The organism is Amycolatopsis sp. EV170708-02-1 (assembly GCF_022479115.1).
Classification (GTDB): Bacteria; Actinomycetota; Actinomycetes; order Mycobacteriales; family Pseudonocardiaceae; genus Amycolatopsis.
This window is the reverse complement of record NZ_CP092497.1, coordinates 6,486,234-6,505,453: the sequence shown is the minus strand read 5'-3', so window position 1 is coordinate 6,505,453 and position 19,220 is coordinate 6,486,234. Positions and strand designations below refer to the sequence as shown.

Genomic DNA, 19,220 nt, shown 5'->3' with positions numbered 1-19,220 from the left:
CGGTGTCAGGAGGCTTCCGCGGCCGAAGTGGGGTCGTCGGCCGTGCCGAGCGCGTTGCGGAGCCATTGCTCCACCCCCGCCACGTGCACGGTGGCCCACGAACGCGCGAGCTCGGGCTCACGGGCCGCGATGGCCTCGTAGATCGCCGTGTGCTGCTCGCGGGTCTTCGCGACCGCGCCCTCCTGGGTGAGTCCGCGCCAGATGCGGGCGCGCGCGGTGGGGCCGGACAGGCTGTCCAGCAGCGAGCACAGCACGGGGTTGCCGGAGCCGTCGGCGATCTTGCGGTGGAACTGCAGGTCGTTCGCGACCAGCGCCTCCACCGTGGGCGAGTCGGCCAGTTCGTCGAGCAGGCGGCCTAGTTCCGCGATGTCCTCGTCGCTCATGTGGAGTGCGGCCAGCGCCGTCGCCGCCGGTTCGAGGATCCGGCGGACGGCGAGGAAGTCGAGCACGGTGTCGTCGCGGTGGAAGTCCACCACGAACGTCATCGCGTCGAGGAGGAGATTCGGTTCGAGGCTGGTGACGTACGTCCCGTCGCCCTGGCGGACGTCGAGCACGCGGATCAGGCACAGCGCCTTCACCGCCTCACGCAGCGAACTGCGGGACAGGCCGAGCCGCTGGGCCAGTTCGGCCTCCTTCGGCAGCCTGTCGCCGGGAGCCAGCTCGCCGGAGATGATCATGTCCTTGATCTTGTCGATCGCGACATCGGTGACCGGCATGTTCCACCGCCCTCCCCGAAGACCTCGGATGTTTGAGTGTTAGTTGACAGAGTGCCATGTTTCGAACGAAGGAGGCGCGGTGACCCACGATGTCGCACTACAAAGAGTGGCACTCCACACCCGGCTGAAGCCGGGCAAGGAGGCGGAGTACGAGTCGGTCCACGCCGTCATCCCGCCTGACCTGGACGAAGCCCTGCGCGGTGCGGGCGTGCGTTCGTGGCGGATCTGGCGGGACGGTCTCGACCTGTTCCACGTGGTGGAGGTCGAGGACTACGCGAAGATGCGCGCGGTCCTGCGCGATCATCCGGCCAACATTCCCTGGCAGGCCAGGATGTCGGAACTGCTCGACGTCGAAGACGACTACTCGGGCAAGGATTCGGGTATCGGCCTCGTTTGGGAGCTTCCGTGAAGATCCCGTTGTCCCCGCTGGGGCTCGGCTGCGCGCAGCTGGGCAACCTGTACCACGCCATCACCGACGAGACGGCCGAAGCGACCGTCCGGCAGGCGTGGGACGAAGGCATCCGGTACTTCGACACCGCGCCGCACTACGGTCTCGGGCTGTCGGAACGACGGCTGGGCGCGGCGCTCGCGGCTCGTCCCCGCGCGGACTTCGTCGTTTCGACCAAGGTGGGCCGGGTGCTGGAGCCCGATCCCGGCGGCGCTTCGCGCACCGACTCGCAGGGTTTCGTCGTTCCCGCCGCGTACAGACGACGCTGGGACTTCAGCCGCGACGGGATCCTCCGGTCGCTTGAGGACAGTCTGGAGCGGCTCGGGCTCGACCGCGTCGACGTCGTCTACGTGCACGACCCCGACGAGCATTTCGAGGACACCGTCGACGGTGCTTTCCCCGCGCTGCTCGAATTGCGCGAACAGGGCGTCGTCGACGCCATCGGGGCCGGGATGAACCAGGCGCCGATGCTCGCGGAGTTCGTCCGCCGGTTCGATCTCGACGTGATCCTCTTGGCGGGCCGGTACACCTTGCTCGATCAGCCCGCACTCGACGATCTTCTTCCGCTGTGCGCGGAACGCGGCGTGGACGTGGTGGCTGGCGGCGCGTTCAACGCCGGGATCCTCGCCACCGCGACGCCGGGCACGATGTACGACTACGCCGAGGCTCCCGCCGAACTGGTCGAGCGGGCCCAGCGGATCGCCGACGTCTGCGCGCGGCACGATGTCGAACTCCCGCAAGCCGCTTTGGCGCTGCCCGCCGCGCATCCGTCGGTGATGTCCGTCGTCGTCGGCGCGCACGATCCCGGCCAGGTCCGGCTCAACGCGGAACGTTTCCGGCGCCCGGTGCCGCGCGAGTTGTGGACGGACCTGATCCGTGCGGGACTGTTGCGTGAGGACACCGTGCTGCGGGAGGAAGGACAGCCGTGATCGACGCGCACCACCACCTTTGGGACCCGTCGCGGCGGGACTACCCGTGGATGACCGGCACGGCGCTGGAACCGATCCGCCGTCCGTACACAGTGGACGATCTTCGCGCGGTGACGAAGGCGGCGGGGGTGAAGGGGACCGTGCTGGTGCAGACGGTCTCGTCGGAGGAGGAGACACGCGAGTTCCTTTCGGCGGCTCAGGCGGAGCCGCTCATCGCCGGTGTCGTCGGCTGGACCGACCTCACCGCACCGGACGTCGCCGAGCGCGTGGCCTCGTTTTCCGGGCCGCTGGTGGGGATCCGGCATCAGGTGGAGGACGAGCCGGACCCGTCGTGGCTGACGCGGCCCGACGTGCTGCGCGGGCTCGCCGCCCTCGGCGAGGCCGGGCTGGCGTACGACCTGCTGGTGAAGCCGCCTCAGCTTCCCGCGGCGCTCGCCGCCGCGAAAGCGTTGCCGGATCAGGTCTTCGTGCTCGACCACGCCGCGAAGCCGCCGATCGCCTCGGGCGAATGGCAGCCGTGGGCGGACGGTGTCGCGGCTTTGGGGGAGCTGGACAACGTGTACTGCAAGCTTTCGGGGCTGGTGACCGAGGCGGACTGGGCGCGGTGGAAGGTCGGCCAGCTGGCACGCTGGGCCGAGCACGTGCTGGAGTCGTTCGGGGCTTCGCGCCTGATGTTCGGCTCCGACTGGCCGGTCTGCGAACTCGCGGCCGCGTACGAAGTCGTCGTGGACACGGCGTTTTCGCTGACCGGCTCGCTGAGCGATGCCGAGCGGCTGGACTTCTTCGACGGGACGGCGCGGCGGGCCTACCGCCTCTCGTGAGTGTTAGGAGGCAGGCGATCGTGCCGTCGCTTGCCGAGCCGCCGCAACGCCCGCTCCCCGGATGCGCCCGATGTGGCATCGGGGACGCTCACCGTCTCCCATGCCACATGGGGCGCACTCGACTCGCCGAATCTGGGGGAGGTAAGGCGAACAGGGCGCCACCAGAAAGACGCGAAGGGGCCTTTCGCCGCATTAGACGCGGCGAAAGCTCCCTTCGGCCCGTCTGGCGAGGACGCCACCTCCACGCGAGTCACGAGATACGACGAAACCCCGGCCGAACCGGGGGAGGGAAGAAAGTGGGCGGCGCGGGGTCCGGGCGCCTGGGAGCCGCCGATCAACGACCTGCGGCAGGGGGAAGGAAGATCAGAACTCGTCCTGCTTGACCATCGTCCGCAGGCGGGCCAGCGCGCGGTGCTGCGTCACGCGCACGTTGCCGGCCGAGATCCCGAGCGCCTCGGCGGTCTCGGCGGCGGACAGGCCGACGGCGATGCGGAGGGCGAGGATCTCCTGCTGCACCCGCGGGAGGGTGGAGAGCAGGCGGCTGAGGCGGGCACCGAGGTCCAGGTGCAGGGCGTGGGTTTCGGGCTCGTTGTCGCCGATGGGCCGCTCAGGCAGCTCCGGTACCGGCTCCGACCGGTCACGGGAGACCGCGCGATAGGCGTCGGCGACCTTGTTGGCGGCGATGGCGTGCACGAGATAGAGGAACGAACCGCCGCGATCCTGGTAGCCGGGAAGTGCCTTCAGCACCGCCATGCACACTTCCTGCGCGACGTCGTCCGCCGACAGGTAGGACAGGTCGCGGCCACCCATTCTGGCGCGGCAGTACCGGACCACGACGGGCCCGATCATCCGCAGCAGCGACTGGATCGCGGCGGGATTCCCGTCGCCCGCGTCCTTGACGAGGGGGTCGAGATCCTCCTTCGTCAGCCGTCCGCCCGGTCGAGGCAGGTTCTCCGGAGTCGTGTATCCGGGGACCGCATCGGGGGTGACGGTTCTGGACGCGCTGGAAAGTCCTTGCATGGTCGTCCTCCCCGGCCGACCCTGCGACCGTCGCTGTCGAGGGGTCAACACTCCGTAACGATTGAGGGCGGCAGATGCTCCGTAAGATCAGATTCATCTGCCGCCGTTGCGACGCAGCGTAATCGTAGGCGCCGGTCGGGCGGCAGTAAAGATTTCAACTAGAGATAGCCCATTCGCCGGAGTCGGCTTAATACAACCGAGACTCTGCGTCGCGGAAAGGGGCCTCGGCGTCGCTGGACGTGCGCGGGACTTAGCGCACCGCGATCAGTGCGACAGCCGTCGCTACGACGAGTGCCGACGTTGTGACAGCAAGGATCGGGTTAAGAGGTTTCGGAGTTCCGGCACGGCGCAGTGCTCGTTCACGGATGGCGCCGACGGCGGCGAAGGTGATCACCATGGCCCCCGCGAACGCGACCGGGACGACCGCCGTGCCCCAGCCTCGCCGGGCCGCGGTGTGCAAGAGCAGGAGTGTGCAGGCAGTAGCCGCGAGTGCGGTCCGGCGCCACGCCAGCCCGGTCCGTTCCGCTTGCGCTCCGTGATCGGCCGGGTTCACGAGAAGACCACCAGCGCCGCGGCCGTCAGGGTGATCGCGAGGATTCCGGCGGTGAGCAGGAGTAGCATCCCGCTCTTCGGCAGCGGCCGTCCCGCGCGCATCGCGGTCTGCACCTGCCGCCAGCGCGGATAGGCGCTCGCCGCGAGCACGGCGGCCAGTACGACGCACAGCCCCGCCAGGACGGTGCTCAGCGCGGTCGGATCGGGGACCAGCTGGTGGACGGCGACGCCGCCGGCCAGGAGGCCCAGTGCTGTCCGGAGCCAGGCGAGGAAGGTCCGTTCGTTGGCGAGCGTGAATCGGTAATCGGGTTCCGAGCCGCCGTCGTGCGGGCCGTTGATCTCTGCCACGCGATGAAGACTAGGCGTTCCGGCGCGCGAAGACCCACCAGCGAAGGACCGCGAAGCGCGCGATGCCGCCCACGACGCTCGCCGCGAGAAGCGCGCCGGTCTGTTCCAGCGCGGTCGGCTCGGTGATCACCGCGTCGAGGGACGCGAGCACGATCGAGCCGTACGCGGCGTAAAAGGCGAAGGTCACCAGATCCTGGAAATGCCGCTTGCCCGCGTGGCTCTTCCGGGTGGCGAAGGTGACCCGGCGGTGGAACTCGGTGTTCCCGACGGTCGTGACCGCGAGCGCGATCAGATTGGCCAGTTGCGGGCCGAGGAACGGCTGCAGGAGAAGGAACAGCACCGCCTGCAGGCCGGTGGCCGCGACACCGGCGACGACGTACCAAGCGGCATGGTTGCCGAGTTCGTGGTGCCGCTCCGGCGCGCGCCGGATGATCCGGTGCCCTGGCGCCCACCTGGTGGTGGTCATACCGACGACGCTACTCCTTGTTTCACAAACTTGTGAAGCTAATGAACCACCTGAGAAACTGTGATCCCCGCGACAGCGCCGCCGTTTGGCCTGCGGAGACGCCGGGTAAGCCACAGGGACGGGGTCGAGTACAGCACGCCCCGGTCGACGTCCGACCAGGAGGGAGCGGCCGATGAGCGACCGTGAGACCGCGGAGCCGGAAACGCTGAATCCCAGCGAAGCGCTCGACGAGGACGAACTCCGTGTCGACCCGCTCGAAGAAGGGGGCGAGCCACCCGAGCACTGGAGCGGGGCCGACCGGTTCGGCACCACACCCGCGGAGATCCGCGAAGGGGAGTCGCACGGCATGCGGCTGGCCGAAGAGGAGCCGGACGTCGGCGAAAAATGATCTTCACTCACACGGCGGGCCATGCCGACACCCCCTAGCGTGGTCGGTCAAGTGCAAGACCGCGACGAAGGAAGGGCAGAGATGCTGACAGTCACCGAAGCCGCCGCCGAGGCGATCACCGCACTGACCGGGCAGGAGAACGGCCAGGATGGAGGCGGGCTGCGGTTCGCCATGCATTCCCAGCAGGGGGACAGTCCTCAGCTCGCGGTTTCCGTCGCCCCGGAGCCGGAAAGCGGCGACAAGGTACTCGGCGCCGACGGCGGGCCGAAGGTGTTCTTGGAGCCGGAAGCGGCCGCGTTGCTCGACGACAAGGTCCTCGACGTCCAGCAGGACGAGACCGGCGAAGTCGCCTTCGCCGTACTCCCGCAGGCCCAGCCGCAGCCCGGCAGCTGAGCCCGCAGGACTCTCAGACTTCTTCGCGCGCCGGTCGCGGGTCCGGTCCGTGAAGGCCTCCTTGAGGGCCATCCATGCCCCTCAAGGAGGCCTTCACGGATTCGGCAAGCTCAGGTCCGGGCCCAGGCGCGGACCAGCTCGCCGGCCCGCTCGCGCAGGAGTTCCGCCGCGTGCGCACGCGCGTGGTCGAGTGAAGGCGCGTGGTCGATCAGGGCGGCGCTGCCCACAACCCCGAGGCCGGTGAGCTGGCTCTGGTCCAGCTGGATCCGCCCGGCCAGCACCATCAGCGGTACCGCGTGCTCCCGCGCGCGGGCCGCGATGCCTGCCGGGGCCTTGCCGTCGAGGCTCTGCTCGTCCAATGAGCCTTCGCCGGTGATGACGAGGTCGGCGTGTTCGATGGCGCCGGCGACACCGGTGAGCCCGGCGATGAGCTGGAATCCGGATTCGACTCCCGCGCCGAGTCCCGCGATCGCGCCCGCGGCCACCCCGCCACCCGCGCCCGCTCCGGGAAGGTCGGAGACGTCGGGGGCCCCAGCGTTCCGCAACGCCTGCGCCCAGCGGGACAGGGACTCGTCCAGTTGCTCGACTTCGCGCGGGCCCGCGCCTTTCTGCGGTCCGAAGATCGCGGCCGCGCCCCGCGGGCCGAGCAACGGGTTCGTGACGTCGGTGGCGACGGCGACCTCGACGGAGCCGAGCCGTTCCCGCACCGGGCCGAGTTCGGCCAGCGCGACCCGGCCCAGCGTGCCGCCGCCGAGCCCGACCGGCGCGCCGAACGCGTCGAAGACCCCGGCGCCCAGCGCCGCGAGCATCCCGGCGCCGCCGTCGGTGCTCGCCGTCCCGCCGACCGTCAGCACCAGCCGCCGCGCGCCGTTGTCGAGCGCGTGCGCGAGCAGTTCCCCGACGCCCCAGGTGTGCGCGGCGAGCGCCACCTCCGGGCTCGGCTCGACGAACTCGATCCCGCAAGCGCGGGCCGATTCGATGTAGGCCGTTCCGTCGAGGGTCACGTAGCGGGCGTCGACGGTGTCGTCGAGCGGCCCGCGGACAGGGAGTTCCACGAGACGGCCACCAGCCGCGATGAGGACGTCGAGCGTTCCCTCGCCGCCGTCGGCGACCGGGCAAGAGGAGACCTCGGCTTCGGGCAGCGCGTCGCGGACGCCGTGGGCGATCGCCTCCGCGGCCTCGACCGCGGTCAAGCTTCCCTTGAACTTGTCGGGCGCGATGACCACACGAGTCATGGACGAACCTCCGTCAGCGGGTTTCCGCCGGTGAGCACCGACGCGACGTTCTCGGCCGCGAGCACGGCCATGGCAGTACGGGTCTCGACCGTCGCCGATCCGAGATGCGGCGTCAAGACGACGTTTTCGCGATCCAGCAGGCGTGGTTCGACCTCGGGTTCGGCTTCGAACACGTCGAGGCCGGCACCGGCGATCTCCCCGGCTTCGAGCGCGTCGGCCAGCGCGGCCTCGTGGACGACGGGGCCGCGCGTGGTGTTGATCAGGTACGCGCCCGGTTTCATCGCCTTCAGCGCGTCCGCGTCGACGAGATGCCGGGTCTCCGGCGTGAGCGGGCAGTGCAGCGACACGACGTCGGAGCTTCGCAGCAGCTCGTCGAAGGGCAGGTACTCCGCGCCCAAGGTCTTCTCGACGTCTTCGGCGGCCCGCGACCGTCCTGAGTAGACGATCCGCATGCCGAAACCGAGCGCCCGCCGCGCGACCGCCTGCCCGATCTGACCGAGCCCGACGATCCCCAGTGTCTTGTCCTGCACCGAAGAGCCGAGCAGGAAGCCCAGGTGGAACGACCAGGGGGTGCGCGAGCGGAGCAGCCGTTCGCCCTCGCCGAGCCGTCGGGTGACCGCGAGGATCAGCCCGAACGCCAGATCCGCGGTGGCGTCGGTGAGCACGCCGGGGGTGTTGGTGACGGTGATCCCGCGGCCGGTCAGCGCCGGGACGTCGATGTTGTCGTAGCCGACGGCCACGTTCGCCACGACCTTCAGCGCCGGGCCCGCAGCGTCGGCGACCGCCCCGTCGATCCGGTCGTGCAGCATGCCGACGATCGCGGACGAGCCGCGGACGAACTCACGCAGTTCGTCCGGCGTCAGCGGCCGGTCGGCGCGCGACAGTTTCACCTCCCCGGCCTCGGCGAGCACTTTCAGCGCTTCGTCGGGAATCCACCGGGTCACCGCGATCGTCGAGGCCACCCGCCCAGCCTAGTGTGCGGCGCTTGGTATCCCAAATACCGGAAATCCCCGTTATGAGGGAGGCGCTTCCCCTGTGCGGGGGAGTCGTCATCGTCCGGCGCCCCGGGATGGTGAGAAGCGCGGAAAAGCTCCGTGACCAGGGGATTCCAGGGGTGGAACATGAACCGATCACGAGAACTCGCGGCCGTCGGTGCCGCGATGGTCCTCGCCACGACGCTCGTCGCGGCCGGTCCGGCGTCGGGCGCGGAAGCGGGCAAGGGCAAGCCTGCCGAACCGAGCCTGGTCGGCAGCGCCAAGATGCTGCGCAAGGACGGCCAGGACGTCCGGTTCGCCTTCGACGCGCACGGTCTCTTCCCGGAGAGTAAGGGAACGTTCCGGGTGAGCCACGTCGGCGGCGGGTTCTCCGCCTACTTCCGCGGCCGGGTCGACTGCCTGGTCGTCGGCGGTCCGGTCGCCGTCGTCACGGGCATCGTCGAGGACACGAACGTCCCCGGCCTCAAGGACCGCCGGGTCGGGATGACGGTGTACGACAACGGCAAGCGCGACAGGCTCGGCTACAGCTGGGGTCCCGACCCCGAGCAGAAGCACATCGTGCCGCCGTGCCTGAGCAGCGCGACCGTCGAACGGGTCGAGAGCGGCGACTTCAAGGCCGTCGAATGGTTCCCGCCCGGCAGCGGGATCGGCTGATCACAGCAGGTCCGCCACCTTCTTCGCCGTCTCCTTCGCGGATCCCGGGTTCTGGCCGGTGACGAGGTTGCCGTCGACCACGGCGTAGGAGACGAAGGGCAGCTTCGCCTTTTCGTAGCGCGCGCCGCGTTTCTTCATCTCTTCTTCGGCGTTGTAGGGCACGAGCTTGTCCACCTTCGCGAGGACTTCCTCGCGCCAGGCGAAGCCGGTGACCTTGCGTCCCGCGACGAGATACGAGCCGTCGGACAGCTTGGTGTTCAGCAGACCGCAGTAACCGTGGCAGACGGAGGAAACGATGCCGCCGCGTTCGAAGATCTCGCGGGTGATCCGCTGTAGTCCCTCGCTGCCGGGGAAGTCGTACATGACCGCGTGGCCGCCGGTGAAGTAGATCGCGTCGAAATCCGCCGAGTCGATCTCGTCCGGGGCGGCGGTGTTCTCCAGCAGCGCCATCCGTTCCGGATCGGCGTGCCAGGCCTTGGCGGTCTTGTCGTAGTTGGGGAACTTCAGCGATCGGGGTTCGAGCGGCGATCGTCCGCCCAGCGGGCTGACGATCGTCTGCTCGAAGCCGCGTTCGGCGAAGACGTGGTGGGCGTGCGTGAGCTCGGAAAGCCACAAGCCGGTCGGGTGGGACGGATCGTCGTAGTGGCCGACGTTGGTGACGACGTTCAAGACGCGTGTGGTCATTTGCGGGCCTCCTGTTCGCGGACGGAGGTGGGGACCGGCATGTGGAGCGCGAGCTGCCCTTCGGTCATCACGTCGAGGCGGATCGGCTTGCGGGCGTTGAGCGAGCGCAGGTCATCGGAGAGGCGTCCCTCGCCCAGCCGGAGGCCGGCACCACGCGGGAACATCGTGCTTCCGGCCGAGAGGACGTTCGTCTGGCTCAGCGTCGCATGCCACGCGCCCCCGATGGTGGTGTACGAGGTGAGACTCGAGACCTGGTCGCCGGACTCGTGCGTGGTTTGGCGTGGTGTCGCCGCGGAAAGGACGAGGTCGGTCCCGCCGCGGTCGTTCGCCACGCGCGCTTCGGTGCGCTCGGCGTCGATGTCGACGTCGAGGCTCGTCACCCATTTCGGGAATCCGTAGCCGTCGTGGCCGCGGACCTGGGCGATGTCGCTGCTGACCGGGAGGGACAGCACGTACGAGTGAAGATGCTCGTTCTTGAGCCCGGTCACGAGATCGAAGAACCCGAGCCCTCCGTGCCGGGCGGGACGGACCGCGACGCCCACGGCGGCCTCGGTGTAGAAGTCGATGTCGCAGACGTCGTACCGGAACATCATCACCGACACCAGGCCGAGGCCCGGTGCGATCTCCAGCGGCGACAGCTCTTCGGGGAGACGGCGCCGGATCGCCCGGGAGGGCGCGATCAGCGTCAGCCGGGCCGTCGCGATCCGGTAGTAGAAGTTGGGCGTCAGCGTCGGGCCGATCGGCGACTCGACCCGTGCCTTGGGGAGCCGCCGGAAGAAGCCGACGCCGCTCACGCGCGGGTCGGCGGCGACCGCGTCGAGGTCGGTGTCCATGCGGTAGCGGTCGTACAGGCCGCCTTTCGGGACGTCGACCGAGTGTCCACCCAGATCGACGGTGACCGTGTCCTGTGGCATCGGATCTCCTGGAATGTTTACGATGCTTACATTCGAGACTCTAGGTTTCGATGTAAGCACTGTCAACACCGGTTAGCGCGGTCGTGCCGCCAGGATCGCGGTGAAGGCGGCGCGCACCTGCTCGGCGATCTCGTCGTCCGACTCCACCTGGAGTTTGCCGTCCAGGAACAAGTACGCGAGCCCGTGGGCGAGTGCCCAGCCCGCCGAGGTGAGCGCGTCCGAGGGTTCGGAGAACACCTGTGTCATCGCCAGTCGCAAGAGGTCGTGAATGTCCGCCGCGGCCTGGACGCGCTCCTCGCTCCCCGTGTCGCAGGCGTTTCCGAACATCAGCCGGAACAACGCCGGGCGGCGCAGGGCGAAATCGACGTAGGTGACCGCGAGTTCGGCCAGGTCGTCCACGGAAGCCGGGAGCTCGCGCCCTTTCGCGAGATCTTCTTTCAGGTCGCGCAATCCTTGCGCGGCCAGCGCCGACTCCAGGGCGTCCCTGTCGGCGAAGTGCCGGTATGGCGCGGTCGCAGAGACGCCCGCCTCGCGTGCGACGGCGCGCAAGGAGAACTGCTCGCCGGCTTCGAGCATGCGCATCGCCGTGGTCAGCAGTGACGCCCTCAAGTCGCCGTGATGGTAGCCACTCTTCGTCGATGTTGACACTGCTTACATCCCCTTCCTAAGCTCATGTGAGCAATGTAAACATACCTCGTTCGGGAGCAAGGATGTCATCCGCAGCAGAGAAAACCTTCTCACCGGTGTTCGAGCCGCTCACCCTTCCCGGTGGTTCGACGCTGCCGAATCGCCTGGTGAAGGCCGCGATGGAGGAGAACATGGCGAGCTCGGGGCAGCTGCCCGGCAAGCCCTTGTTCGAGCTGTATCGACGGTGGAGCGAGGGCGGGGCGGGTCTGCTCATCACCGGTAACGTCATGGTCCACGCGGAGGCGCTCACCGGTCCTGCGGGTGTCGTCCTCGACGCGGACTCGCCGCTGGAGCCGTTCCGCCGGTGGGCGTCGGCGGCCAAGAGCGGCGGGGCGCGGGTGTGGATGCAGATCAACCATCCCGGGCGCCAGGTGCGGGCGGACATGCCCGGCGTCGCCTGGGGTCCGTCGGCCGTCCGTGTCGACGTCGGCAGGAACAGCGAACGGTTCGCCGAGCCGGTCGAGATGTCCGCGCGGCGGATCGAGGAGACCGTGGCCCGGTTCGCCGAGACCGCCCGCCGCGCCGAAGGCGCCGGTTTCGACGGCGTCGAAATCCACGCGGCGCACGGCTACCTGCTCTCGCAATTCCTGTCCCCGCTGGCCAATCGTCGCGAAGACCGGTGGGGAGGAAGTCTGGAGAACCGGGCCCGATTCCTGCTCGACGTCGTCCGCGCGGTCCGTGCCGTCGTGGCGCCCGGGTTCGCCGTCGCCGTCAAGCTCAACTCCGCGGACTTCCAGCGTGGCGGTTTCGACGCCGACGACGCCGCGTCGGTCATCGCGATGCTCGCACCGCTCGGCGTCGACCTGGTCGAACTGTCGGGTGGCAGCTATGAGAGCCCGGCGATGACCGGGCAGTCCGGCGACGACCGCACTCGCGCGCGGGAGGCGTACTTCCTGTCTCTCGCCGAACAGCTCGTCCGGACCAGCGCGCTGCCGCTGATGCTGACCGGAGGCGTGGTCCGCAGGCGCGTCGCGGAAGAGGTCCTGGCGAGCGGCGTGGAACTCGTCGGAATGGGCACCGCCTTGGCCGTCGACCCGGACCTGCCCGCCAAGTGGCGGCACGACGCGGACGCCGGGGTGGAACTCGCGCCGGTCCGGATCGGCGACAAGGCCGTCGCGTCCGCCGCGAGCATGGCCCGCGTCCGGCGCCAGCTGCGCCGGCTCGGCGCGGGACGGCGTACCAAGCCCGGTATCGACCCGAAACGGGCGCTCGTGGTGGAGACGCTGTTGCAGGCCGTCGCGCTTCGGCGCTATCGCGCTTGGTTGCACGGTCGCGCCGGCTGAGCTATGTTCATATGCAGAACATGTGTGCGCGATCCGAACATGTACGGCCTGGGAGGGTGGGATGGCGGAGCTGCTGTCGTTGAAGGAGGCCGTGGCACGGCTGATACACGACGGGGACACCGTCGCGCTCGAGGGTTTCACGCACCTCATCCCCGTGTCCGCCGGCCACGAGATCATCCGCCAGGGCCGCACCGGCCTGACGTTGATCCGCATGACGCCGGACATCGTCTACGACCAGCTCATCGGCGCCGGCTGTGCGAGCAAGCTGATCTTCTCGTGGGGCGGCAACCCCGGGGTCGGCTCGCTGCACCGGTTCCGTGACGCGGTCCAGCACTCCTGGCCGGTGCCGCTGGAGATCGAGGAACACAGTCACGCGGGCATGGCGAATCGGTACGTCGCCGGTGCTTCGGGGCTGCCGTTCGCCGTCCTGCGCGGCTACACCGGCACGGATCTTCCCGCGCAGACCGACACGATCAAACCCATCACCTGCCCGTTCACCGGTGAGCGGCTGGCCGCCGTCCCCGCTCTCAACCCGGACGTCACCGTCGTGCACGCCCAGCGCGCCGACAGGTCCGGGAACGTCCAGATCTGGGGTATCACCGGCGTCCAGAAGGAGGCGGTGCTCGCGGCGAAACGGTCGCTGGTCACCGTCGAGGAGGTCGTCGACGAGCTGGAGCCCCGGCCCGGCGCGATCGTGCTGCCGTCGTGGGCCGTCACCGCGGTGGCCGAGGTGCCCGGCGGCGCGCGGCCGTCGTACGCGGCGGGCTACTACGAGCGGGACAACGACGCCTACCAGGCATGGGACGAGATCGGCCGGGACCGGGAGAGCTTCACCCGCTGGCTCGAGGAGCTGACGGGAGTGAAGGCATGACCGAGTACACCTCCGACGAGATGATGAGCGTCGCCGCGGCCCGCGCGCTCGGCGACGGGATGTCCTGTTTCGTGGGCATCGGCCTGCCCAGCACGGCCGCCAACCTGGCCCGCCGCGGGCACGCGCCGAATCTGACGCTGATCTACGAGTCCGGGTGCCTCGGCGCCAAACCGACCAGGCTCCCGCTGTCCATCGGCGACGGCGAACTCGCCGACACCGCGGACGCCGTGGTCAGTGTCCCCGAGGTCTTCAACTACTGGCTCCAGCCGGGGCGGATCGACGTCGGCTTCCTCGGCGCCGCCCAGCTGGACAAGTTCGGCAACATCAACACCACCGTCATCGGCCCGGACTACGGCAGCCCCAAGGTGCGTCTGCCGGGGGCGGGCGGGGCCCCGGAGATCGCCGCCTCCTGCCGCGAGGTGTTCGTGGTGCTCCGGCAGAGCACCCGCACGTTCGTCGAAAAGGTCGACTTCGTGACGTCGTTCGGCCACGGCACCGGCAAGGGCGATCGCGAGCGTCTCGGCCTCCCCGGCGCCGGGCCGACGCTGGTGGTCACCGACCTCGGCCTGATGCGGCCCGACCCCGAGACCGCCGAGCTCACGCTCACCGAACTGCACCCCGGCGTCGAGGTCGATCAGGTCGTCGAAGCGACCGGGTGGAAACTGAAGGTGTCCGGCGACCTGGGCACCACCCCGGCGCCGACAGAGACAGAGCTCCGCATCCTCCGAGACCTCAAAAGGGCGAGCGCATGACCGACGTCTTCCTGTTCGACGCCATCCGTACCCCGTTCGGCAAGTACGGCGGCGCTCTGTCCGGGGTACGCCCGGACGATCTCGCCGCCACCGTGCTGCGGGCACTGGCCGAGCGCAACGACCTCGACCCGGCCACCGTCGACGAGGTCGTGCTCGGCGACGCGAACGGCGCGGGCGAGGACAACCGCAACGTCGCGCGGATGGCGGCGCTGCTGGCGGGCTGGCCGACGACCGTGCCCGGTGCCACGGTCAACCGGCTGTGCGGCTCCGGTCTCGACGCCGTCATGCAGGCCAGCCGGTCGGTCCAGGTCGGCGACGCCTCGCTCGCCGTCGCGGGCGGCGTCGAGTCGATGAGCCGCTCGCCGCTGGTCATGCAGAAACCGGAGAAGGCCTTCCCGGCGGGCAACCAGACGCTGTACTCCACCGCGCTGGGCTGGCGCATGGTCAACCCGAAGATGCCCGAGCAGTGGACGGTCTCGCTCGGCGAGTCCACCGAGCAGCTCGCGGAGCGCTACGGCATCGGCCGCGACGAGCAGGACGCGTTCGCCGTCCGCAGCCACGTCAACGCCGCCCGCGCCTGGGACGAGGGCTTCTACGACGACCACGTCGTCCCGGTCGAGGGTGTCGAACTCGCCCGCGACGAAGGCATCCGGCCGGACTCCAGCCAGGAGAAGCTCGCGAAGCTGAAGCCCGTCTTCCGTCCACAAGGGACGGTCACGGCGGCGAACGCGTCGCCGCTGAACGACGGCGCCTCCGCGTTGCTGCTCGGCGACGAGAGGGCCGCTAAGCGGCTCGGCAAGGCGCCGCTGGCCCGGATCGCCGGCCGGGGCGCGGCGGGCGTCGACCCGGACGTCTTCGGCATCGGCCCGGTGCGCGCCGCCGAGATCGCCTTGGAGCGGGCCGGGATCGGCTGGGAAGACCTGGCGGCGGTGGAACTGAACGAGGCCTTCGCCGCGCAGTCGCTGGCCTGCCTGCGGGACTGGTCGAAGCTCGACCCGGAGATCGTCAACGTGAACGGCGGCGCGATCGCGATCGGGCATCCGCTGGGTGCCTCCGGCGGCCGGATCCTCGGCACCCTGGCCCACCACCTGCGCCGCAGCGGCGGCCGGTGGGGCCTGGCCGCCATCTGCATCGGCGTCGGTCAGGGGCTGGCCGTCGTCCTCGAAGCCCAGTGACCCACTGACCAGCGCTGGAGGGAACAGCATGGCCGCACCCGCAGAACTGAGTCTCCCGCGCTACCGGCGCGATCCGGAAGGCACGCATCCGCCGCTCGGCTACGCCGGATACCGGTCGACGGCGCTGCGGCATCCCAAGGAACCGTTGATCGTGCTCCCGCATCTGCTGACCGAGGTCACCGGGCCCGCGCTGGGCCCCGGCCGGATCGGCGAATTCGACAACGACCTCACCAAGGGCCACGCGGGGGAGCCGCAGGGCCAGCGGATCATCGTCACCGGGCGGCTGCTCGACGGCGACGGGCGGCCGATCCGCGATTCGCTCGTGGAGATCTGGCAGGCGAACGCGGGCGGCCGGTACCGGCACACCGGGGACCGCTGGCCGTCGCCGCTGGACCCGAACTTCGACGGCGCGGGCCGGACGCTCACCGACGCCGAAGGGCGCTATACCTTCACCACCATCAAACCGGGCGCGTACCCGTGGAAGAACCACGACAACGCCTGGCGGCCGGCGCATATCCACTTCTCCGTCTTCGGCAGCGCGTTCACCCAGCGGCTGGTCACCCAGATGTACTTCCCGGAAGACCCGCTGTTCTCGCAGGACCCGATCTTCAACTCCATCCCGGACGAGAAGGCACGGCAACGGATGATCGCGCGCTTCGACCTCGACCGCACGGAAGCCGAGTGGGCGCTGGCCTTCCAGTTCGACATCGTCGTGCGCGGCCGGGAGGCTTCGGTCTTCGAAGACGAGGAGGACGAGCACTGATGCCGGAGACGACGCCTTCCCAGACCGTCGGCCCGTACCTGTCCATCGGCTTGCCCTGGCCGGACGGGCCGGACGTCGTCCCCGCGGGCGAACCGGGCGCGATCCGCGTCCACGGCCGTGTCCTCGACGGCGCGGGGGAGCCGGTGCCCGACGCGATGATCGAGACCTGGCAGGCCGACGCCGACGGCCGGTTCGATCACCCGGACGACCCGCGCGGAGCGGTCACGAGCGGGTTCCGGGGCTTCGGCCGCTGTCCCACCGACACGAACGGCGATTACGAGATCCGGACGATCATGCCCGGCTCCCTGCCCGGCCCGGCGGGTGGCACGCAGGCGCCGCATATCGACGTCTCGGTGTTCGCGCGCGGGCTTCTGCACCGGGTGGTCACGCGGATCTACTTCGAGGACAACGACAACTCCGGGGATCCGGTGCTGGCGTCGGTCCCGGAGGCGCGCAAGGGCACCTTGATCGCCACCAAGACCGGCGACGGCTACCGGTTCGACATCCGGTTGCAGGGCGAAGGGGAGACGGTGTTCTTCGATGTCTAGTTTCTCGATGTCCCCGCCGGTGAAGGTGCACAGCATCGCGGAGGGGCCAGCCGACGGCCCGGTCGTGGTGTTCAGCGGATCGCTCGGCAGCGATCACCGCATGTGGGAACCGCAGGTGAAACCCTTGGTGGCACGGGGTTTCCGGGTGATCCGGTACGACAACCGCGGCCATGGCGCGTCGCCGGTCCCGGCCGGGCCGTACACGCTCGCGGATCTCGGCGGTGACCTGCTCGCCCTGCTCGACGAGCACGGCGCCGGGCGAGCCCATCTCGTCGGGCTCTCGCTCGGCGGGATGACCGGGATGTGGCTCGGCGTCAACGCGCCGGACCGGGTCGCGAGTCTCGTGCTGTGCTGCACGTCCGCGAAACTCGGGCCGCCGAGCATGTGGGCGGACCGGGCGAAGACGGTCCGGGAGAACGGCACCGCGGCGGTCGCCGAGGCCGGCGTCGGCCGCTGGCTGACCCCCGGATACGCCGCCGCGTATCCGGAACAGGCCGAGTACCTGCGCGAGATGATCGCCGGCGTCCCCGCCGAGGGATACGCGGCGTCCTGCCAGGCCATCGAACGGATGGACCTCGTCGGCGACCTGCCCGAGATCGCGGCGCGGACCCTGGTGATCGCCGGTGCCGAGGATCCGGCCACTCCGGTCGGGCACGCCGAGGTGATCGCGGGCGGCATCCCGGACGCACGGCTCGAGGTCGTCGAAGACGCCGCGCATCTGGGGAGTTTCGAACAGCCGGAGCGGTTCAGCGCCTTGATCCTCGACCATCTGGAGGCCGCCCGATGAGCGAAGACCCGTACGAGACCGGCATGAGGGTGCGCCGGGAGGTCCTCGGGGACGAGCACGTCGATCGAGCCGTCGCGCGCACCACCGAGTTCAGCCGTCCGTTCCAGGACTACATCACCCGGGGTGCCTGGGGATCGGTCTGGTCGCGTGACGGGCTCGACCGCAAGACCCGCAGCTGTGTCACCCTGGCCGCGCTCACCGCGCTGCGCGCTCACGACGAGCTCGCGATGCACGTCCGTGCCGCCGTCCACAATGGACTCACCGCGCGGGAGATCTCCGAGGTCCTGCTGCACACCGCCGTGTACACGGGCGCCCCGGCCGCCAACGCGGCCTTCGCCGTGGCCCAGCGAGTGCTGGCCGAACTCGGTGAGCCTGCGGCTCAGAAGGAGGGTGAGAGCTAGGGTTCTCCTATGGACGAAGGCGAGGTGACCGAGCGCGGGGCGCATCATGTCCAGTCGCTGGAGCGCGGGCTGGCCGTGATCAAGGCGTTCAACGCGGACGCGGCGGAACTCACGCTGAGCGACGTCGCCCGTGCGACCGGACTGACCAGGGCGGCCGCCCGCCGGTTCCTGCTCACCCTCGTCGACCTGGGATACGTGCGCACGGACGGCAAATACTTCTCGCTCACCGCGCGGGTCCTCGAACTCGGCTACTCGTATCTGTCGAGCCTGTCGCTGCCGGAGGTCGCCCAGCCACATCTGGAACGGCTCTCCGCCGAGGTGCACGAATCGAGTTCGGTCTCCGTGCTCGAAGGTCCGGACATCGTCTACGTCGCCCGCGTGGCCGTCTCGCGGATCATGACCGTCAGCATCAACGTCGGCACCCGCTTCCCGGCCCACGCGACGTCGATGGGGCATGTCCTGCTGGCCGGCCTGGAGGACGACGACCTGCACGGCTACTTCGACGCGGCCAAACTCGAGAAACTGACCGCGCACACGCTGACCAGGCAGAAGGATCTGCTCGCCGAATTGGAGAAGGTCTACCGGCAGGGCTACGCGATGGTCGACCAGGAACTCGAAGAGGGCCTCCGCTCGATCGCCGCGCCGATCCGGGACCGGCGGGGGAAGGTCGTGGCCGCGGTCAACCTCTCCACCCACGCCAGCCGCACGACGCCGGAGTCGGTCGAGAAGGAACTGCTGCCGTCGCTGCTCTCGGCGGCGCGGGCCATCGAGGCCGATTTGGCCTCGGCGCCGCCGACCAGGGCGAGGCATGGCTGAGGTCGCGGGGCTGCTCCTCGCGGCCGGGGCCGGGCGCCGGTTCGGTGGGCCGAAGGCGCTGGCGGTCCTCGACGGCGAGCCGTTCGTGGTCCGTTCGCTGCGGGTGCTCGCCGAAGCGGGCTGCGGCCCGGTCCGGGTGGTGCTGGGTGCCTCGGCCGCGCAGGTCCGGGCACTCCTGCCCGATCCCGAGGTCGCTGTCGTGGCCGAGGACTGGGAGTCCGGGATGGGCGCGTCACTGCGCGCGGGCCTGCGCGCGCTCACCGAAACCGGCGCCGAAGCCGCCGTCGTGCATCTCGTGGATCTGCCCGGGGTCGGTGCCGAAGTGGTGCGCCGGGTCGCCGACGGGGCCGATGAGAACACCGTCGCGCGTGCCGCTTACGAAGGAGTGCCCGGCCATCCCGTGGTTCTCGGCCGTCGCTGGTGGCCGGAGATCGTCGAAGGCGCGTCGGGGGACAAGGGCGCCCGCGACTGGCTCAGAACGCGGCAGGACCTGAGGCTCGTCGAATGCGGTGACCTCGGCACCGGTCGCGACGTGGACCGCCGCGAGGATCTTCCGGGCTGATCTCCGGCCCAC

General features: G+C 69.8%; 25 protein-coding genes. 16 read left to right on the top strand and 9 right to left on the bottom strand.

Annotated features, from left to right (window positions below):
* Nucleotides 1-5: 5 nt before the first annotated feature.
* Nucleotides 6-716, bottom strand: coding sequence for a FadR/GntR family transcriptional regulator (locus MJQ72_RS29540; RefSeq protein WP_063274964.1), 711 nt, complete (start codon nucleotides 714-716; stop codon nucleotides 6-8).
* A 106-nt stretch (nucleotides 717-822) separates the two neighbouring features.
* Between MJQ72_RS29540 and MJQ72_RS29535 the strand changes: the two genes are divergently transcribed.
* The 3 genes from MJQ72_RS29535 to MJQ72_RS29525 are packed head-to-tail and all read left to right on the top strand — an operon-like array spanning nucleotide 823 to nucleotide 2,914.
* Nucleotides 823-1,125 (top strand): L-rhamnose mutarotase, encoded by a 303-nt coding sequence (locus MJQ72_RS29535; protein WP_063274963.1) that lies wholly within the window; start codon nucleotides 823-825, stop codon nucleotides 1,123-1,125.
* On the top strand, nucleotides 1,122-2,093 hold the full coding sequence (locus MJQ72_RS29530; protein ID WP_240594340.1) for an aldo/keto reductase: 972 nt from the start codon (nucleotides 1,122-1,124) through the stop codon (nucleotides 2,091-2,093). The genes MJQ72_RS29535 and MJQ72_RS29530 overlap by 4 nt, the downstream gene beginning before the upstream one ends.
* Nucleotides 2,090-2,914, top strand: coding sequence for an amidohydrolase (locus tag MJQ72_RS29525; protein WP_240594339.1), 825 nt, complete (start codon nucleotides 2,090-2,092; stop codon nucleotides 2,912-2,914). The genes MJQ72_RS29530 and MJQ72_RS29525 overlap by 4 nt, the downstream gene beginning before the upstream one ends.
* Before the next feature lie 363 nt (nucleotides 2,915-3,277).
* Here MJQ72_RS29525 and shbA read toward each other — a convergent pair whose 3' ends face one another.
* The 3 genes from shbA to MJQ72_RS29505 form a co-directional block, all read right to left on the bottom strand.
* Nucleotides 3,278-3,934 (bottom strand): RNA polymerase sigma factor ShbA, encoded by a 657-nt coding sequence (gene shbA / locus MJQ72_RS29520; RefSeq protein WP_240594338.1) that lies wholly within the window; start codon nucleotides 3,932-3,934, stop codon nucleotides 3,278-3,280.
* Nucleotides 3,935-4,483: 549 nt separating this feature from the next.
* Complete coding sequence (locus tag MJQ72_RS29510) at nucleotides 4,484-4,834, bottom strand: YidH family protein (RefSeq protein ID WP_240594336.1); 351 nt, start codon at nucleotides 4,832-4,834, stop codon at nucleotides 4,484-4,486.
* A 10-nt stretch (nucleotides 4,835-4,844) separates the two neighbouring features.
* Nucleotides 4,845-5,300: a GtrA family protein gene (locus MJQ72_RS29505; RefSeq protein ID WP_240594335.1), complete on the bottom strand. Its 456-nt coding sequence runs from the start codon at nucleotides 5,298-5,300 to the stop codon at nucleotides 4,845-4,847.
* A 172-nt stretch (nucleotides 5,301-5,472) separates the two neighbouring features.
* Between MJQ72_RS29505 and MJQ72_RS29500 the strand changes: the two genes are divergently transcribed.
* Together MJQ72_RS29500 and MJQ72_RS29495 are read left to right on the top strand one after the other, a co-directional pair.
* Nucleotides 5,473-5,688, top strand: coding sequence for a hypothetical protein (locus tag MJQ72_RS29500; RefSeq protein ID WP_396426884.1), 216 nt, complete (start codon nucleotides 5,473-5,475; stop codon nucleotides 5,686-5,688).
* 81 nt (nucleotides 5,689-5,769) lie between these two features.
* Nucleotides 5,770-6,081 carry a hypothetical protein gene (locus MJQ72_RS29495; protein WP_005153325.1) on the top strand — a complete coding sequence of 104 codons (312 nt, stop codon included), beginning with the start codon at nucleotides 5,770-5,772 and terminating at the stop codon, nucleotides 6,079-6,081.
* Nucleotides 6,082-6,191: 110 nt separating this feature from the next.
* Here the strand turns inward: MJQ72_RS29495 and MJQ72_RS29490 are convergent, their stop codons facing one another.
* Nucleotides 6,192-7,316 (bottom strand): glycerate kinase, encoded by a 1,125-nt coding sequence (locus MJQ72_RS29490; RefSeq protein ID WP_240594334.1) that lies wholly within the window; start codon nucleotides 7,314-7,316, stop codon nucleotides 6,192-6,194.
* Nucleotides 7,313-8,278, bottom strand: a complete 966-nt coding sequence (locus MJQ72_RS29485; protein WP_240594333.1) for a D-glycerate dehydrogenase — start codon at nucleotides 8,276-8,278, stop codon at nucleotides 7,313-7,315. Before MJQ72_RS29485 ends, MJQ72_RS29490 begins: the two co-directional genes overlap by 4 nt.
* A 159-nt stretch (nucleotides 8,279-8,437) precedes the next feature.
* Between MJQ72_RS29485 and MJQ72_RS29480 the strand changes: the two genes are divergently transcribed.
* Nucleotides 8,438-8,965 carry a hypothetical protein gene (locus tag MJQ72_RS29480; RefSeq protein ID WP_240594332.1) on the top strand — a complete coding sequence of 176 codons (528 nt, stop codon included), beginning with the start codon at nucleotides 8,438-8,440 and terminating at the stop codon, nucleotides 8,963-8,965.
* Here MJQ72_RS29480 and MJQ72_RS29475 read toward each other — a convergent pair whose 3' ends face one another.
* From MJQ72_RS29475 to MJQ72_RS29465, 3 genes are all read right to left on the bottom strand, one after another.
* Nucleotides 8,966-9,649, bottom strand: coding sequence for a type 1 glutamine amidotransferase domain-containing protein (locus MJQ72_RS29475; RefSeq protein WP_240594331.1), 684 nt, complete (start codon nucleotides 9,647-9,649; stop codon nucleotides 8,966-8,968).
* Nucleotides 9,646-10,563, bottom strand: a complete 918-nt coding sequence (locus MJQ72_RS29470) for an acetoacetate decarboxylase family protein (protein ID WP_240594330.1) — start codon at nucleotides 10,561-10,563, stop codon at nucleotides 9,646-9,648. The genes MJQ72_RS29475 and MJQ72_RS29470 overlap by 4 nt, the downstream gene beginning before the upstream one ends.
* A gap of 72 nt (nucleotides 10,564-10,635) precedes the next feature.
* Entirely contained in the window at nucleotides 10,636-11,172 is a 537-nt protein-coding gene (locus MJQ72_RS29465) for a TetR/AcrR family transcriptional regulator (RefSeq protein WP_240594329.1), read from the bottom strand.
* A 101-nt stretch (nucleotides 11,173-11,273) separates the two neighbouring features.
* Here MJQ72_RS29465 and MJQ72_RS29460 point away from each other — a divergent pair, with 101 nt between their 5' ends.
* The 10 genes from MJQ72_RS29460 to MJQ72_RS29415 all read left to right on the top strand — a co-directional run bounded on the left by MJQ72_RS29460 (nucleotide 11,274) and on the right by MJQ72_RS29415 (nucleotide 19,208).
* Entirely contained in the window at nucleotides 11,274-12,533 is a 1,260-nt protein-coding gene (locus MJQ72_RS29460) for an NADH:flavin oxidoreductase/NADH oxidase family protein (protein ID WP_240594328.1), read from the top strand.
* Between the two features lie 61 nt (nucleotides 12,534-12,594).
* Nucleotides 12,595-13,404 (top strand): CoA transferase subunit A, encoded by an 810-nt coding sequence (locus MJQ72_RS29455; protein ID WP_240594327.1) that lies wholly within the window; start codon nucleotides 12,595-12,597, stop codon nucleotides 13,402-13,404.
* Entirely contained in the window at nucleotides 13,401-14,156 is a 756-nt protein-coding gene (locus tag MJQ72_RS29450; RefSeq protein WP_240594326.1) for a CoA-transferase subunit beta, read from the top strand. Before MJQ72_RS29455 ends, MJQ72_RS29450 begins: the two co-directional genes overlap by 4 nt.
* Nucleotides 14,153-15,331, top strand: a complete 1,179-nt coding sequence (locus tag MJQ72_RS29445) for a thiolase family protein (RefSeq protein WP_240594325.1) — start codon at nucleotides 14,153-14,155, stop codon at nucleotides 15,329-15,331. Before MJQ72_RS29450 ends, MJQ72_RS29445 begins: the two co-directional genes overlap by 4 nt.
* Before the next feature lie 28 nt (nucleotides 15,332-15,359).
* On the top strand, nucleotides 15,360-16,094 hold the full coding sequence (gene pcaH, locus MJQ72_RS29440) for a protocatechuate 3,4-dioxygenase subunit beta (protein WP_240594324.1): 735 nt from the start codon (nucleotides 15,360-15,362) through the stop codon (nucleotides 16,092-16,094).
* A complete protein-coding gene (pcaG, locus tag MJQ72_RS29435) occupies nucleotides 16,094-16,642 on the top strand; it encodes a protocatechuate 3,4-dioxygenase subunit alpha (RefSeq protein WP_240594323.1) in 549 nt (182 codons plus the stop codon). The genes pcaH and pcaG overlap by 1 nt, the downstream gene beginning before the upstream one ends.
* Nucleotides 16,643-16,649: 7 nt before the next feature.
* Nucleotides 16,650-17,429, top strand: a complete 780-nt coding sequence (pcaD, locus tag MJQ72_RS29430) for a 3-oxoadipate enol-lactonase (protein ID WP_240601449.1) — start codon at nucleotides 16,650-16,652, stop codon at nucleotides 17,427-17,429.
* Nucleotides 17,426-17,830, top strand: a complete 405-nt coding sequence (pcaC, locus tag MJQ72_RS29425; RefSeq protein ID WP_240594322.1) for a 4-carboxymuconolactone decarboxylase — start codon at nucleotides 17,426-17,428, stop codon at nucleotides 17,828-17,830. The genes pcaD and pcaC overlap by 4 nt, the downstream gene beginning before the upstream one ends.
* Before the next feature lie 9 nt (nucleotides 17,831-17,839).
* Nucleotides 17,840-18,646: an IclR family transcriptional regulator C-terminal domain-containing protein gene (locus MJQ72_RS29420; protein WP_240594321.1), complete on the top strand. Its 807-nt coding sequence runs from the start codon at nucleotides 17,840-17,842 to the stop codon at nucleotides 18,644-18,646.
* Entirely contained in the window at nucleotides 18,639-19,208 is a 570-nt protein-coding gene (locus tag MJQ72_RS29415) for an NTP transferase domain-containing protein (protein ID WP_240594320.1), read from the top strand. Before MJQ72_RS29420 ends, MJQ72_RS29415 begins: the two co-directional genes overlap by 8 nt.
* Nucleotides 19,209-19,220: the final 12 nt, after the last annotated feature.

Excerpts from the sequence above, each read along its gene's own strand:
- MJQ72_RS29540 (WP_063274964.1), bottom strand. The coding sequence starts at position 716 with ATGCCGGTCACCGATGTCGCGATCGACAAGATCAAGGACATGATCATC.
- shbA (WP_240594338.1), bottom strand. The coding sequence starts at position 3,934 with ATGCAAGGACTTTCCAGCGCGTCCAGAACCGTCACCCCCGATGCGGTC.
- MJQ72_RS29505 (WP_240594335.1), bottom strand. The coding sequence starts at position 5,300 with ATGACCACCACCAGGTGGGCGCCAGGGCACCGGATCATCCGGCGCGCG.
- MJQ72_RS29500 (WP_396426884.1), top strand. The coding sequence starts at position 5,473 with ATGAGCGACCGTGAGACCGCGGAGCCGGAAACGCTGAATCCCAGCGAA.
- MJQ72_RS29495 (WP_005153325.1), top strand. The coding sequence starts at position 5,770 with ATGCTGACAGTCACCGAAGCCGCCGCCGAGGCGATCACCGCACTGACC.
- MJQ72_RS29490 (WP_240594334.1), bottom strand. The coding sequence starts at position 7,316 with ATGACTCGTGTGGTCATCGCGCCCGACAAGTTCAAGGGAAGCTTGACC.
- MJQ72_RS29480 (WP_240594332.1), top strand. The coding sequence starts at position 8,438 with ATGAACCGATCACGAGAACTCGCGGCCGTCGGTGCCGCGATGGTCCTC.
- MJQ72_RS29475 (WP_240594331.1), bottom strand. The coding sequence starts at position 9,649 with ATGACCACACGCGTCTTGAACGTCGTCACCAACGTCGGCCACTACGAC.
- MJQ72_RS29470 (WP_240594330.1), bottom strand. The coding sequence starts at position 10,563 with ATGCCACAGGACACGGTCACCGTCGATCTGGGTGGACACTCGGTCGAC.
- MJQ72_RS29460 (WP_240594328.1), top strand. The coding sequence starts at position 11,274 with ATGTCATCCGCAGCAGAGAAAACCTTCTCACCGGTGTTCGAGCCGCTC.
- MJQ72_RS29455 (WP_240594327.1), top strand. The coding sequence starts at position 12,595 with ATGGCGGAGCTGCTGTCGTTGAAGGAGGCCGTGGCACGGCTGATACAC.
- MJQ72_RS29450 (WP_240594326.1), top strand. The coding sequence starts at position 13,401 with ATGACCGAGTACACCTCCGACGAGATGATGAGCGTCGCCGCGGCCCGC.
- MJQ72_RS29445 (WP_240594325.1), top strand. The coding sequence starts at position 14,153 with ATGACCGACGTCTTCCTGTTCGACGCCATCCGTACCCCGTTCGGCAAG.
- pcaH (WP_240594324.1), top strand. The coding sequence starts at position 15,360 with ATGGCCGCACCCGCAGAACTGAGTCTCCCGCGCTACCGGCGCGATCCG.
- pcaG (WP_240594323.1), top strand. The coding sequence starts at position 16,094 with ATGCCGGAGACGACGCCTTCCCAGACCGTCGGCCCGTACCTGTCCATC.
- pcaD (WP_240601449.1), top strand. The coding sequence starts at position 16,650 with ATGTCCCCGCCGGTGAAGGTGCACAGCATCGCGGAGGGGCCAGCCGAC.
- pcaC (WP_240594322.1), top strand. The coding sequence starts at position 17,426 with ATGAGCGAAGACCCGTACGAGACCGGCATGAGGGTGCGCCGGGAGGTC.
- MJQ72_RS29420 (WP_240594321.1), top strand. The coding sequence starts at position 17,840 with ATGGACGAAGGCGAGGTGACCGAGCGCGGGGCGCATCATGTCCAGTCG.
- MJQ72_RS29415 (WP_240594320.1), top strand. The coding sequence starts at position 18,639 with ATGGCTGAGGTCGCGGGGCTGCTCCTCGCGGCCGGGGCCGGGCGCCGG.